Source organism: Streptomyces sp. NPDC006743, from assembly GCF_040703815.1.
Taxonomy (GTDB): Bacteria; Actinomycetota; Actinomycetes; order Streptomycetales; family Streptomycetaceae; genus Streptomyces.
In genome coordinates this window covers 1-12,774 of record NZ_JBEYJA010000094.1, presented here as the reverse complement: position 1 = coordinate 12,774, position 12,774 = coordinate 1, and the positions used below count along the sequence as shown (strand labels likewise).

The 12,774-nt window shown below is 71.8% G+C and carries 16 protein-coding genes; 7 read left to right on the top strand and 9 right to left on the bottom strand.

Translation table 11 applies throughout. From position 1 onward, the window contains the following. Positions 1-213 (top strand): TetR/AcrR family transcriptional regulator C-terminal domain-containing protein (locus tag ABZ719_RS36045; protein ID WP_366729396.1); only part of this gene is annotated, 213 nt, incomplete at its 5' end. Positions 214-669: 456 nt separating this feature from the next. Here ABZ719_RS36045 and ABZ719_RS36040 read toward each other — a convergent pair. Beyond that, positions 670-1,233 (bottom strand): dihydrofolate reductase family protein, encoded by a 564-nt coding sequence (locus tag ABZ719_RS36040; RefSeq protein ID WP_366729395.1) that lies wholly within the window; start codon positions 1,231-1,233, stop codon positions 670-672. Positions 1,234-1,317: 84 nt separating this feature from the next. Between ABZ719_RS36040 and ABZ719_RS36035 the strand changes: the two genes are divergently transcribed. Further along, complete coding sequence (locus ABZ719_RS36035; RefSeq protein WP_366729394.1) at positions 1,318-1,647, top strand: hypothetical protein; 330 nt, start codon at positions 1,318-1,320, stop codon at positions 1,645-1,647. 307 nt (positions 1,648-1,954) lie between these two features. Here the strand turns inward: ABZ719_RS36035 and ABZ719_RS36030 are convergent, their stop codons facing one another. After that, a complete protein-coding gene (locus ABZ719_RS36030; RefSeq protein ID WP_366729393.1) occupies positions 1,955-2,920 on the bottom strand; it encodes an NADP-dependent oxidoreductase in 966 nt (321 codons plus the stop codon). 50 nt (positions 2,921-2,970) lie between these two features. Here ABZ719_RS36030 and ABZ719_RS36025 point away from each other — a divergent pair, with 50 nt between their 5' ends. Continuing rightward, the gene (locus ABZ719_RS36025; RefSeq protein WP_366729392.1) at positions 2,971-3,615 is read left to right on the top strand and encodes a TetR/AcrR family transcriptional regulator; all 645 of its coding nucleotides are present in this window, start codon (positions 2,971-2,973) and stop codon (positions 3,613-3,615) included. Between the two features lie 161 nt (positions 3,616-3,776). On the opposite strand, the gene ABZ719_RS36020 is transcribed toward ABZ719_RS36025, so the two are convergent. Next, complete coding sequence (locus tag ABZ719_RS36020; protein WP_366729391.1) at positions 3,777-4,391, bottom strand: TetR family transcriptional regulator; 615 nt, start codon at positions 4,389-4,391, stop codon at positions 3,777-3,779. A gap of 124 nt (positions 4,392-4,515) precedes the next feature. On the opposite strand from ABZ719_RS36020, the gene ABZ719_RS36015 reads away from it, so the two are divergent. Further along, positions 4,516-5,205: a nitroreductase family protein gene (locus ABZ719_RS36015; RefSeq protein ID WP_366729390.1), complete on the top strand. Its 690-nt coding sequence runs from the start codon at positions 4,516-4,518 to the stop codon at positions 5,203-5,205. A 71-nt stretch (positions 5,206-5,276) separates the two neighbouring features. Here ABZ719_RS36015 and ABZ719_RS36010 read toward each other — a convergent pair whose 3' ends face one another. The 3 genes from ABZ719_RS36010 to ABZ719_RS36000 all read right to left on the bottom strand — a co-directional run bounded on the left by ABZ719_RS36010 (position 5,277) and on the right by ABZ719_RS36000 (position 8,073). Then, a complete protein-coding gene (locus tag ABZ719_RS36010; RefSeq protein WP_366729389.1) occupies positions 5,277-6,350 on the bottom strand; it encodes an alkene reductase in 1,074 nt (357 codons plus the stop codon). Between the two features lie 291 nt (positions 6,351-6,641). Continuing rightward, positions 6,642-7,121, bottom strand: coding sequence for a MarR family winged helix-turn-helix transcriptional regulator (locus ABZ719_RS36005; protein ID WP_366729388.1), 480 nt, complete (start codon positions 7,119-7,121; stop codon positions 6,642-6,644). Positions 7,122-7,134: 13 nt separating this feature from the next. Then, positions 7,135-8,073 (bottom strand): NADP-dependent oxidoreductase, encoded by a 939-nt coding sequence (locus tag ABZ719_RS36000; protein WP_366729387.1) that lies wholly within the window; start codon positions 8,071-8,073, stop codon positions 7,135-7,137. 239 nt (positions 8,074-8,312) lie between these two features. Here ABZ719_RS36000 and ABZ719_RS35995 point away from each other — a divergent pair, with 239 nt between their 5' ends. Then, positions 8,313-8,885 (top strand): TetR/AcrR family transcriptional regulator, encoded by a 573-nt coding sequence (locus tag ABZ719_RS35995; protein WP_366729386.1) that lies wholly within the window; start codon positions 8,313-8,315, stop codon positions 8,883-8,885. Then, positions 8,882-9,553, top strand: coding sequence for a hypothetical protein (locus ABZ719_RS35990; RefSeq protein WP_366729385.1), 672 nt, complete (start codon positions 8,882-8,884; stop codon positions 9,551-9,553). Before ABZ719_RS35995 ends, ABZ719_RS35990 begins: the two co-directional genes overlap by 4 nt. Positions 9,554-9,959: 406 nt before the next feature. Here ABZ719_RS35990 and ABZ719_RS35985 read toward each other — a convergent pair whose 3' ends face one another. The 3 genes from ABZ719_RS35985 to ABZ719_RS35975 form a co-directional block, all read right to left on the bottom strand. Further along, a complete protein-coding gene (locus ABZ719_RS35985) occupies positions 9,960-10,196 on the bottom strand; it encodes a hypothetical protein (protein WP_366729384.1) in 237 nt (78 codons plus the stop codon). Positions 10,197-10,576: 380 nt separating this feature from the next. Further along, positions 10,577-11,491, bottom strand: coding sequence for a 2-dehydropantoate 2-reductase (locus ABZ719_RS35980; RefSeq protein ID WP_366729383.1), 915 nt, complete (start codon positions 11,489-11,491; stop codon positions 10,577-10,579). Between the two features lie 281 nt (positions 11,492-11,772). Further along, complete coding sequence (locus ABZ719_RS35975) at positions 11,773-12,108, bottom strand: EthD domain-containing protein (RefSeq protein ID WP_366729382.1); 336 nt, start codon at positions 12,106-12,108, stop codon at positions 11,773-11,775. A gap of 67 nt (positions 12,109-12,175) precedes the next feature. Between ABZ719_RS35975 and ABZ719_RS35970 the strand changes: the two genes are divergently transcribed. Further along, the gene (locus ABZ719_RS35970; protein WP_366729381.1) at positions 12,176-12,550 is read left to right on the top strand and encodes a MerR family transcriptional regulator; all 375 of its coding nucleotides are present in this window, start codon (positions 12,176-12,178) and stop codon (positions 12,548-12,550) included. The last annotated feature ends 224 nt before the right edge of the window (positions 12,551-12,774 follow it).

The following is a 12,774-nucleotide window of genomic DNA, read 5'->3' as shown; positions in this document are numbered from 1 at the left end:
ACCGTCGGCCACACCCTGGAGGAACAGGCCGCCCTCCGGCCCGAGGACGGAGGACCCACCGACGCGGGAACCCTCCACGAGGCGGTGGTGGAGGCCGGGACGTATCCACACCTCGCCGCCACCCTGCCGGCGCTCACCAGCACGGACTTCACAGCACACTTCGAATTCGGACTGCGGCTGCTCCTGGACGGACTGCGCGCCGTCCGGCGGTGAGCCCGACGGCGGTGAGCCGGTGACAGTGAGCCCGGCGGCGGTGAGCCGGTGGCGGTGAGCCCGGCGGCGGTGAGCCGGTAGCGGTGAGCCGGTGGTGGTGAGCCCGCCGCGGTCCGCGTGCGGGGTGTGACGCCGCCCCTGTCCGCCCAAGAGGCCCGGGGTCCGCGGCAGCGTCGGGCCGGGTGCCGGCGAAGGACGGCGGCCGCGGTCCCGGCCGGGGCGGCGTCGTGCACGCCGACGACCGCGAAGAGGCGCCGGCCCGGGCGCCGGTGCTGCCGCTCGACACAGCGGAGCAGCCGACTGTACGGCTGTGCCCGCTGTGCGGCGCGGTGCCGAACTTGCCCCGTCCGCAAGGGCTTCGACCACGGTCTGGACGAGCCCTGGCCGCCGATGCCGGAGAGCATCGAGTGCGACCGCTTCGTCCTTCCCAGGGTCGGCGGACGAGCCGCGAGCCGGCTAGCGCGCCACGCGGTGGCGGAGGTAGACGACTCCTGAGCCGAAGGTGCGGGTCTCGACGAGTTCGAGATCCACCCGGCGCTCGTGCCTGGGGAACAACGGAATGCCCCCGCCGACCAGCACCGGGTAGACCATGACCCGGTACTCGTCGATCAGACCCGATGCGGCCGCCTCGGCGGCGAGGGTCGCGCCGCCGATCGCGATGTCGCCCTCCCCCGGCTCGGCCCGCAAGCGCTCGATCTCCTCCGCCGGAGCGCCGGAAGCCAGGCGGGCATGGCCCTGCACCGCGGACAGCGTGGTGGAGAACACCACCTTCGGCAGCGGCTTCCAGAGCGCGGCCCACTCGAGCATGGAGTCGTCGAGGGACGGGTCCTGGTCCGCGGTCTCCCAGTACAGCATCGTCTCGTACAGCCGTCGTCCCAACAGGTGGACGCCGACCTCCCGGATCTCGTCGATCCAGAAGCGGAACACCTCTTCGTCGGGCGCCGACCAGTTGAAGTCGCCGTCCGGTCCCACGATGTAGCCGTCGAGTGAGACGCTCATCGAACAGGTCACGCTGCGCATCAGAAGCCCTCCTCGGTGACGGGTTCGGCAGTAGGACCGCCGGACGCCGCAGAACTCATCGTCGCTCGCGGGGACTCCTGGGCCGTGCCCCTACGAGGCGGCCCGACGTGCTCAACTCGCCGGCTGAAGCGCTCCGTCACCTCCGGCCGAAGCCGACGGCAGACGGCCGGCGCGTCACAGAAGACGCGCCAGGGCCTCCTCGGACGGGCTCCCGGCCGCGCGCCGGGCCGCGCGTCCGCCCGCGGACCCCAGGACGCGCGGGGCACCGCCGCCGCGATCCTCGAACTCGTCGACACCGACGCACCACCCCTGCGGCTCTTCCTCGGCACCTCCCCCTATCCGGTGGTCGAGGCGGCCTACCGCAAGCGGCTCGACACATGGAACGACTGGCGGCACCTCGCGTCCCGTGCGTGACCGGTACGGCACACCCCACGGCGTCCGGGGCCGCGGCGCGCCACGTGCCGCATGCTGTCCCCGGGGCCGAGGACGGGACACCCAGAGCGTGTTTCGAAAGTGGCGCCGTCCGCCCGAAGGGAGGGCGGGCCCCGCGGCGCCTGGTGCGTGTGATCGCAAGGCGGAGGGTCGTCCTCGTACTGGGCGTACGCGGACGATCCCGACAACGCGGCGAGCGCGCGTGCCAGGCGCCGCGGGGCAGGCGGGTCTTTCGAAACACGCCCCGGGCGGCAGCCGGAGCACGTTCATCGTCGCGGGGCGCCGGGTCCTACTCGGCCTGGAGGTCGATGACGACCTTGCCCCGCACGTGCCGGCCGGCCTGGAACTCGGCCGCACGGCGGATCTGCTCGATCGGGAAGCTCCCCGCGAGAGGCACTCGCAGCCGGCCCGCGGCGACCAGGCGGGCGATCTCTTCCAGGGCTCCGGGGGCCGCGTTCGCGCCGTTGCCCGCCGCCACGCCCTCGACCTGTGCGGCGATGGTGCAGATGCGGCTGTCGGGGACGCCGAGTTCCCGTGCGAGGTGCACTGTCTCGGTCCCGTACAGGTCGAGGGCGGCGGTGACGCCGCCGGGAGCGAGGGCTCGGACCCGGTCGCCCAGGCCGTCGCCGTAGGCGACCGGTTCGGCTCCGAGGCCGCGCAGATGGCCGGCCGATTCCGCCGATCCCGTCCCGATGACGCGCGCTCCCGCGATCCGCGCCAGCTGGACGGCGAACACCCCGACCCCGCCCCCGGCGCCGCCGATCAGCACGGTGTCGTCCGGGCCGGGGCCGATCGCGGCGAGGGCGGCGGACGCCGTGCGGCCGGCGATCGTGAGGGTGGCGGCGGTGCGGTCGTCGACGCCGTCGGGTGTGTGGTGGGCCTCGTTCGCGGCGATCCCCGCGGCCGGGTCGACCACCACGAAGTCGGCGACCGCCCGGGACAGGGCTCCCCCGAACACCCGGTCACCGGGCGCGAAGCCGCTCACCCCGTCACCGACCTGGTCGACCACTCCCGCGTAGTCGGTGCCGAACCCGGCAGGCAGGGACAGGCCGAACCGGGCGGCGGTGTCCGCATCGGCGGTCATGATCCAGTCCATCGGGTTGAGGCCGGCCGCCGTGACCCGCACACGGACCTGCCCCGGGCCGGCCTGCGGCGCGGGGACCTCGCGGACATCCAGGACCTCCGGGCCGCCGAACGAATCGAGCCGGACCGCCCTGCTGCCGCCTGCGCTCGGTTGCCTGCTTCGGGTCTGCACGGGGCTCCCCTCTCCTTGCCGTACGAGAAAACGGACTATGCTCCGTTTACATGAACGACCGTAGCACAAACGGAGCGCGTTCCGTTTCGAGTGGGACAGAAGTCCGCGCACCACGGGCGGACGCGGTCCGCAACCGCGATCACCTGCTCGCCGTGGCCACGCGCGTCTTCATGTCGGCCGACGCCGAGCCGTCGATGCGCGTGATCGCCCGCGAGGCAGGGGTCGGCATCGCCACTCTCTACCGGCACTTCCCGACCCGGGAGTCGCTCGTGGACGCGGTCTACCAGGATCAGGTCGTGCGGCTGACGACCGGCGCCCGCGAACTGCTCGGCCAACTGTCCCCACCTGCGGCGATGCGGCGCTGGATGGACTTGTTCGGGGACTGGATCGCCACCAAGAACGGTATGCTCGACACGCTGCTCGCGATGATCGAATCCGGTGAGATCACGCATGCACGGACCCGGAGCGAGCTGCTGACGGCCATCGACACGATCCTCGACGCCGGTCGCGCAACGGGGGAACTCCGCTCCGACGTGACCGCGGACGACGTCGCCGCCTCGCTCATCGGCATCTTCACCGTGTTCCCCCCGGTCGGACACAAGGCCAGGGCGGGCCGCTTGCTCGACCTCCTGATGGACGGCCTTCGGCCCCACGGCCGGCCGGGCCCCCTCGCACCGCGGGACGTCACTTCCTGATCGCTGCGCAAGGAACTTCGGAGCCTTCACCGGGCACGACGGTCAGCGTCCACCGCGCGCTGCCGAGCGAGACGTCCAGACGGTTCCGCAAGAGGACGGGAGCAGGCCGAGGCGGAGGCCGGCGAGTCCTTCCGGCGGCGCCTGCCCGGACGTCTTCCTCGTCAGCCCCTTCCCTTCTCCTCCCGCAGAGCCTGATCGAGGAGGACTTCCGCCGCCGCCCACGCGTGCCGGCCGTGGTCCGGATCGTCCAGCACCATGGCACGGCTGGCCGCCCCGTCCGCGAGGATGGCCAGCTGCTCGGCGAGCGGCAGGGGTTCACGGCAGCCCAGCTCCGTCACCACCGCGACGATCAGCCGCACCATGCGCAGCTTCTGCTCCCGGGCGTAGGAGTGCACCGCGCTCTCGGGGTCGGGGAACTCCGCGGCGGCATCGATGAACGGACACCCGCGCACCGGGGCCGCGTCCGCCGCCGGCAGGTCGAACAACCCGCGGATCCGGTCACGCGGGGGGATGTCCTCCCGGGTCAGCACGCCTTCCAGGGTGGCCCCCGACAGTACGAGGCCCTGCAAGTGGGCGATGACCAGGTCGTTCTTGGTGCGGAAGTGCGCGTAGAGCGTCCGCTTGGACACCGGCGCTTCCTCGGCGACCTGTTCCATGCCGGTCGCGCTGATGCCCTGGGTCGCGAACAGCCGGGCGGCGGCAGCCAGAATGCGCTCCCGCCCGCCGCGCCCTCGCCGCCCGGATGCCGTGGCCGTCGTACTCGCGGTCGTGTCCATGAAGGAAGTATACGCACTCGTTTACTTAAGTCGGCATCTCGCGTTAAGGTGGCCCCGCATGTAAACGCCACCGTTTACATGAACTCTTTCGTCCTCCAGGTCATCGAAGTCATCAAGGAGTCCCATGAGCAGGACCGTCCCGACCGAACTGAGCAGCTGCGCGGAGAAGCTGATACGCGGCCGTCACGCGACCCGCGCGTTCCGCCCGGAGCCTGTGCCCGAGGACACGATGCGCAGGATCTTCTCGCTGGCCGGCACCGCGCCGTCCAACTCCAACGCGCAACCGTGGCGGGTGGAGGTGGTGAGCGGAGCGGCACGTCAGCGCCTGGCCGGTGCCCTGCAGAGGGCAAACGCCGAACGGCGCACCTCGGTGGACTTCCCGTATTCCGAGAAGATGTACGCGCAGGTGCACCAGACACGCCGGGCGGCGTTCGGTGCCGAACTGTACGGGGCGCTGGGCATCGGCCCCGACGATCACACGGCCCGTGCGGCCTACGACGCGGAGAGCCTGGGCTTCTACGGCGCGCCGCACGCGGCCTTCCTCTTCGTCCACGGTGACGGAGAGGCCCGGCTGGCCGCGGATGCCGGCGCCTATCTGCAGACGCTGCTCCTGGCCATGACCGCGTACGGCGTGGACAGTTGCCCGCAGGGACTGCTGAGCTTCTACGCCGACACGGTCCGCGCCGAACTCGGCGTCACCGGGGGGAAGCTGCTCGTCGGCATCTCCTTCGGCTACGCCGACGAGGCGGCGCCGGTGAATCAGGTGAGGACCGAGCGGGCTCCGCTCGAGTCGACCACGGCCTTCCACGACTAGGGTCTGTCCGGCGGATCATGCCGCGGGTCAGCCGCGGGGCGTGAGAGTCCGTCCCGCGGTGAGGACGTGTCCTACAGGTGCGGGTAGTCGGTGTAGCCGCGGTGGTCACCGCCGTAGAAGGTGGCCGGGTCCGGCGTGTTGTAGGGGCCCTGGGCGGCCAGGCGGGCGGGCAGGTCGGGGTTGGCGAGGAACAGTGCCCCGAAGGCGATCATGTCCGCGGTGCCGTCCTGGATGAGGGCGAGCGCGTCCGGGCCGGTGGGCTGAGGATGGGTGAGCGGGTTGAGGATGAACGTCGCGGGCCAGAGCTTGCGCAGACGTGTGGTCAGTTCCCGGTCGGCTCCTTCCATCAGGTGCAGGTAAGCCAGGTTCAACTCGCCGAGCCGGGTGACCAGCGTGGTGTAGGTGCTCTCCACGTCCGCCGCGTCGTGCTCGGCGATGTCGTTGTAGGGGTTGGCGGGCGAGACGCGGAAGCCGGTGCGATGGCCGCCGATCGCCTTCGCGACGGCCGCGGCCACCTCCACGGGGAACCGGACCCGGCCTGCCGCATCACCGCCCCAGCCGTCCGCGCGCCGGTTGGTGTTGGGGGCGAGGAACTGGTGGAGCAGGTAGCCGTTCGCGCCGTGTATCTCGACCCCGTCGAAACCCGCGGCGATCGCGTTGCGTGCCGCGCCGGCGAAGTCGGCGACGGTGCGCTCGATGCCGTCGGCGTCCAGTTCCTGCGGGGTGACGAAGTCCAACGGCCCCTCGTGGGTGAACACCTGGCCCTTCGCGGCGACGGGTGAGGGCGCGACGGGGTGCAGACCTGCGGGCAGGAGACGGGGGTGGCCGATGCGGCCGGTGTGCATCAGCTGCGCGAAGATCACCCCGCCCTTGGCGTGGACGGCGTCGGTGACCTTGCGCCAGGCGGTCACCTGCTCCGGCGAGTGCAGGCCCGGGGTGTCGGGGTAGCCCTGGCCGACCGGCGAGGGCTGTATGCCTTCGGTGACGATGAGGCCGGCGCTCGCCCGCTGGCTGTAGTAGGCCGCCATCAGGTCGGTCGCGGTGGCGCCCGGCCCGTAGGCCCGGCTGCGGGTCATCGGTGCCATCACGATGCGGTTGGCCAGCGACCGGCCCGCCACATCGACCGGGGCGAATGCGTTCGTCATGAGGATCTCCCTGCTGTCACGAAGACGGAAGAAAAAAGGGGGGTACATCTGCGCATCGCCGGCCTGCGAGTCCTCCCCGCGCGCCGGTCCGGGAACGGAGCCGCGCCCGCCGCCGGGGCCCCGCGTGCGTGTTCGTGCGTCCCGCCGCGCTACGCCGCGCTGATCCGCCGATCACGGCGGGGCTGAAGCATGTGCTCCTGAGCCGGTGCGGAGCGAGGACTGCCCTCCAGCAAGCCCCGCTCCGCACCGGATCCGGATGGTGCCGGTGAGCCAGCCGGCTCTCCGTGCCGCTCACTCGCCAGGCGGCTGCCGGCCGTGGTCCCTGACCGACTTCTCGATGATGCGCGCGCAGGTGGTGAACGCCTGGATCTGATCGGGGGTCAGGTCGCGCACGGAGGCCTGTTCCAGGGTGCGCCACATGTCGGCGATGGGCTCCTGGAGAGCGCGCCCGGCGTCGGTGAGGTGGACCACCATGACCCGCCGGTCGTGGGAGGCGGGCTCCCGGGTGAGCAGCCCGGCCTCCTGCATACGGCGCAGGGACTTGGAAACGGTGGAGTGGTCGAGCCCGACCCGCTCCAGCAGTTCCGCCTGGGTCCGGCCGTCGCGGTCGAAGAGCTGCATGAGCAGCAGTTCCTGCCCCGGGTGCAGGTTCATGGCGCGCAGCATGGCGGCGGCTTGGGCGCGGTGGGTGCGGGCGAGCTGGAAGACGGCGTAGCTCAACGGTCCCGCTTCCGCCGTGTTCGGAAGCTCCGATGAGGTGGGGTCTGACATGGTTGCTCCCTCGTCACCCGGCAAGTGGACCGGTGGACTGGTCGATGGTCAGGACGATCTTGCCGCGATTGTGGCCGGCGTCGCTGGCCTGCTGCGCTTTGGCCGCTTCGGCGAGCGGGTAGGTGGCGCTGATCGTCGTGACCAGGGTGCCGTCGGCGGCCTGCCGGGCCAGCTCGGCGAGGCGGGCGGCGGAGCGGCGCTGGGGGCCCTCGGCGAAGACGACGCCGAGTTCGGCGGCGCGGAAGTCGGCGGTGGTGACGATCCGGTCCGTGCCGCCGCGCAGAGTGATGGAGTCCTCCAGCGCGCCCTTGCCCGCGGCGTCGAAGACGGCGTCCACCCCTTCGGGGGCGAGCGCACGGACCCGCTCGACCAGATTGCCGCCGTAGACCAGTGCGGTCGCGCCGAGGGAGGTGACGTACTCCTGGTTGGCCGGTCCGGCGGTGCCGATGACGCGGGCGCCGCGGGCGACGGCCAGTTGGACGGCGATGGTGCCGAGCGCGCCGGAGGCGCCGTGGATCAGCAGCGTCTCACCGGAGGTGACGCCGAGCAGGTCCAGGACGCGTTCGGCGCCGTCGCTCGCCACGGGCAGGGCGGCTGCGTGTATCCAGTCCAGACCGGCCGGCTTGGGTGCGAGGACGGCCGCGGAGGCCAGGGCGTACTGGGCGTAGGAGCCGGTGTCGGACCAGCCCAGCACCTCGTCCCCCGCCTTGAGGTGGTCGACGTCCTCGCCGACGGCGTCGACCACACCGGCGATCTCGCCGCCGGGCACGGCGGGCAGCGTGGTCGGGAAGATGGCCTCCATACCGCCGGAGCGGATCTTGCCGTCCACCGGGTTGACGCCGACCGCCTTGACGCGCACCCGGACCTGGCCGGGCCCGGGCCGGGGGATGTCGATCTCCGTCTCGTGCAGGACCTCGGTGCCGCCGAACGTGTCGAAAACGATGGCCTTCATGACTGCTCTCCTCGAAGTGGGACGCCGCACCGGCCAACTTACGTGGCCAGCCACATAAAAAGTAGCATCGATTACGTGGCTAGCCAAGTAATCGCTTCGCAGGCATCTCGGGCACGGCCCGGGTGCCTCCCCGGCGCGGCCCGGGCGCCCCCCCAAGGGGCTGCCGCCAAGGGGCCCACCCCTGTCGCCCCCTCGGGGCGGTGTCGACTGAAACTTGCCTTACTGGTAAGTTAAGTTTCATGAGTCCGCGAAGGAGTGCCAGGAACCAGCTCATCGAGAGCGCGGAGGACGTCTTCTACCACCGGGGCTTCGGGGCCACCGGTGTGGACGCCGTCGCGCAGGAGGCAGGTGTGTCGAAACCGACGCTGTACGCCCACTTCTCCGGCAAGAGCGAACTGGCCGCCACGGCACTGCGGCACCGGCACAGCGAGGCTGCCGCGGAACTGGACGAGTGGCTGGCCGGCGTGAGCGATCCCGGCGACCGGCCACTGGCGGTGTTCTCGTGGCTGGCACACCGGTACGAGAGGAAGGGCGGACGGGGCTGCGCCTTCCTCAACGCCGCGGCCGAGGTGGTCGATCCCCAGGACCCCGTACGCCGGGCGGTCCGGGAGGAGAAGCGGTGGCTGCGGGAACTGCTCACCACCCTGTGCGCACAGGCCGGGACGGCAGCGCCCGAACTCCTGGCCTCCCAGTTGCTGCTGCTCATCGACGGCGTGGCCGGGCGCGTGGTCGTCGAGGGACCACAGGCCGCAGCGCGGGCGGTGGCCGACGCCGCGGACGCCGCCGCCGTGCTGCTGGCCGGTCCCTCATGAGGTGGGCCGGGGACCGGGTCGCGCGGCGCGCCACCCGGCTTCTGGGGGGCCTGGCTCTCTACGGGTGCAGTACGGCCCTGCTCGTCCGGGCGGGTCTGGGAACGGACCCGTGGACGGTGCTCACCCAGGGCATCGCCCGTGCCACCGGGCTGACCCTCGGGGCGGTCGTCGTCCTGGTCTCGGCCGGTGTGTTCCTCCTCTGGCTCCCCCTGCGGCAGCGGCCCGGCATCGGTACCCTCGCCAACGCCGTTCTCGTCGGCCCCGTTCTCGACCAGGCCCTGCGGGTGCTGCCCGCGCCGCACCCCTGGCCGTACCGGCTGCTCTTCCTCGTCGGCGGCCTCGTCGGCACAGCGGTGGCCACCGGGCTGTACGTCGGGGCCGGCTGGGGGCCGGGCCCCCGCGACGGGCTGATGACGGGGCTGGCGCGGCTGGGTCTCTCCGTCCGCGTCGCCCGCACGCTCGTGGAGGCGTCGGTCCTGGTGGTCGGGTGGCTGCTGGGTGGCACCGCCGGAATCGGCACGGCGGTGTACGCCGTCGGCATCGGACCGCTCGTCGGCTACTTCCTGCCGCGTCTGGCTCTGCGGTCGAACGAGCCGGGGGTGCCACCGCGTGACGGGCACACTCGCGCGTCCCGGCCGGACGCCACGGTGGATTCGTCCGCACCCTGAGTCCGCGCCGGGCCGGTGGACGGTTCCCCCGCCGGGGACGAGCAGCGGTTCGGCGGCAGTCTGTGCGCGCTCGGTTCACGTACCGGTGCTGTCGGCACAGGCGCCCCGCGTTGCCCCCTCGCGGCGGGCCGGCGGCATCAGTCCAGCGACATCACCCGGGCCCGCGACCCAGCGGCACGGCCGGCCAGGCTCCCGGTGTCCGGGGCGGTGATCGGCGAGCCACCGGGGCCACGGCCCGGCAAGCCGGTGCTCGGTGACGTTGCCGGCGGCCTCCGCGCCAGGCGCGGAGGCCGCCGGTGTTCCGCCCCCGTGCCGGCAGGTCCTGAAGACCGAGGCCATGGGCTCCCCGGTGGGCCGACGGTGCCTGTGGGAGGCGGCAGCCCGGTGAGCGCGGGCGGCTACGGGATCAGTAGAGCGCCCAGAGGGAGATACGCCCGTTGTTGTCGACGCAGGTGGCGTCCTGGTAGTGCTTCTTCGCCTCGGGGATGTCCGCCTGGCACGCGGCCATGTCGGGGTACATCTCGGGTCCACCGGCGATGTCGTGCCAACTGGCGGCGGAGGCGGAACCAGCCGTCAGCGGAATCGCGACCGCGGCGGCAACGGCAGCAAGCCCGAAGGTCGTTCGCTTGCGCCACGACTTCATGCGTCTCTCCTCACGTCAAGGACCAGACCCGGGCCGGGTCTTCCATGTCCGCTCAACCCGTGCCCGAAGATCCACCTGACAGTCCTCGGTTCACGACACCGGCACCAGATCTCCCAAAGGCACCGTCGGGCCGGCGACGGCGGGACATCGCCCACCGCGCCACGTGGAGCGACGGTGACCGGCGCGGGATCTCCGACACACCCGGCCGGGCCTCAGAGCTGCGAACAGAAGGGGGTTCCGAGCGGCGGGCGGTGTCCGGTGCGTGCGGCCGCAAGACGCCGGAAGGTCCTTGCAGCGGAGCCACCAGGGGGCCTTCCGGACAACGCGGCGAGGGCGCGTGCCGGGCGCCGCCCGCCGGGCGCCCCTTCTGTTCGCAACTCTCAGTGGTGGGCGGCGCCTATCTCCCGCACCAAGCGGGACGTCACCGGCACCGGCACGTGGTGGCGGTCGGCGGCGCGCAGCAACGCCCCGCCGATGGCGTCGAGTTCCAGCGGCCGGCCCGCCTCGGCGTCGCGCTGCATGGAGGATTTCATCGCGGGCGGGAAGGCGTCGTACCGGGCCAGCGTCTGGGTGAGGTCGGCGGGGGCACCGCACGCGCGGCTCACCGCGACTGTCTCGGCGACCAGGCTCTCCAGCTCCTCGCGGTGGCGGTCACGGGCCTCGCCGAGGGGGAGCCTGTACCGGGTGGTGAGCAGGGCCAAGGGCGCGAGGAAGGCCATTTTGGCCCACAGGGCTCCGTTCTCGTCTTCCACCGCGCGGGCCGTCGTGCCCGCGTCGGTCAGGTTCGCGGCCAAGGCTTCGATGCGGGGGCGGGGAGCCGTCCCGGCGGTCAGGTCGATCTCGACGAACGGACTGTCGTGTTCGATCACGACGGGCCCCGCGCCGTCGGGCCTCAGGCAGGTGGACTCCACACGGATCACTCCGGGGGCCACGCGGTCGGGCCGGTAGCGAGCGCGCAGGATCGCGGGGTGTTCGACGCCGTTCAAGAGGGGGACGACGAGGGCGTCGCCGAGGACCTCGCGCGGGACTCGGGTGAGCGCGGCGTCCAACGTGGTGTGCTTGACGGTGATCAGGCACGTGTCGACCGGCTCGCACAGTTCGGTGGCCGCCTCCACGGCGGCGGTGAAGCCGCCGAACTGGCGGCTGCGGACCTCGATCCCGCTGCCGCGCAGGGTGTGCGCCGTGGCCTCGCGGACCAGGCAGATGACCCGGTGGCCGGAGCGGGACAGCAGGGCGGCCAGCAGGCCGCCGACGCCGCCGGCGCCCAAGACGGCCACAGTGGGCTTGCTCGTCATGAGGATGTCCTCTCGTCGGTCGGCCCCGGTGATCGGTGGCCGCCTTCAAGAGGATCTTCGCAGAGTTGTCGTCCGAGTGGGGGCGGGAATGCGGAGTTCCCTCGGGCGGGTGCGGAGGAAGAGCGAGCGCGCGACGCAGGGGAGCCCGCCGGAGCGACCGGGCTCGAACTGTCAGCCGTCCTGCCGGGCAGATGCGGGCGAAGCGACGGGCACGGACGCCGACGTGTACGCGGGGGCCGGCCATGAGAGCCGAGTCGGCGTCCGCCTGCCGCATCGGTCCGTCAGATGACCTTCTTCTCCTCGGTGACCATCACGGCCACCGAGTCCATGTCGATGAAGCGCGCTTCGTCGGGATTGACCAGTGTCCGGTAGTTCTCGGAGGCGAAGAAGGCATCGTGGTCCTCCCAGTTCTCGAACCAGATCTCCGTCAGGCCGTCGTAGGCCCGGGGCGGGTAGTTCTCGGCGGGGACCGGGTGGGACACGGTGTACTTGCGCACATAGCGCTCCGCCTCCGGGATGGAGGTGAACAGCGGCGCGTGCCGGTCCCGGTGGTACTCGACGAAACGCTCGTACGGCATGCCCTCGACGCGGTTGATCATGAAGATGAGTTTCAGCATGGAGTTAACCTAAAAGCTCACATCAGTGTCAGGGGCAAGTGAGTCGGCGGAACGTGAGGAGTTCGGCATGCGGATCGGTGAACTGTCGGCCCGGACGGGAGCCAGCCGCCGGTCGCTGCGCTACTACGAGGAGCAGGGCCTGCTCGTCAGCTCCCGTTCGCCCAGCGGACAGCGCCACTACGAGGACGAGCACGTCCAGCGGGTGCGTCTCGTGCAGGCGTTCCTGGCAGCAGGCATGTCCAGCGGCACCATCGCCGAGATGGCGCCCTGCATGTCCGAGCCGACCGAGGACAGGGCGCGGCAGGCACTGGAGATCATGGGCCGCGAGCGGGCCCGGCTGTCCGAGGCCATGGACGGCCTCGCCGCCGCCAGGGCCGCGCTGGACCGCCTCATCGAGGACAACCGCGCATACCTGGCACGGCCGGCGGGCGAAGCCCCGTGAACCGGGAACGTCCGGATCGGCGTGCGGACCGGAGGAAGATCCGAACGAGACGTTCTGGTAAGCGAGTTGCCCGATGCGTCCGTCAAACGCGCGGGACGGTCCTGCGGTGTTCGCAGCTGTGAGAGCTGGGGACGAAAAGGGAGTCCGATCAGCTCGCGGCGTCCGGTGCGTCCGGTGCGTGCGATCGCAAGGCGCCGGAAGGTCCTTGTAGCGGAGCTACCAGG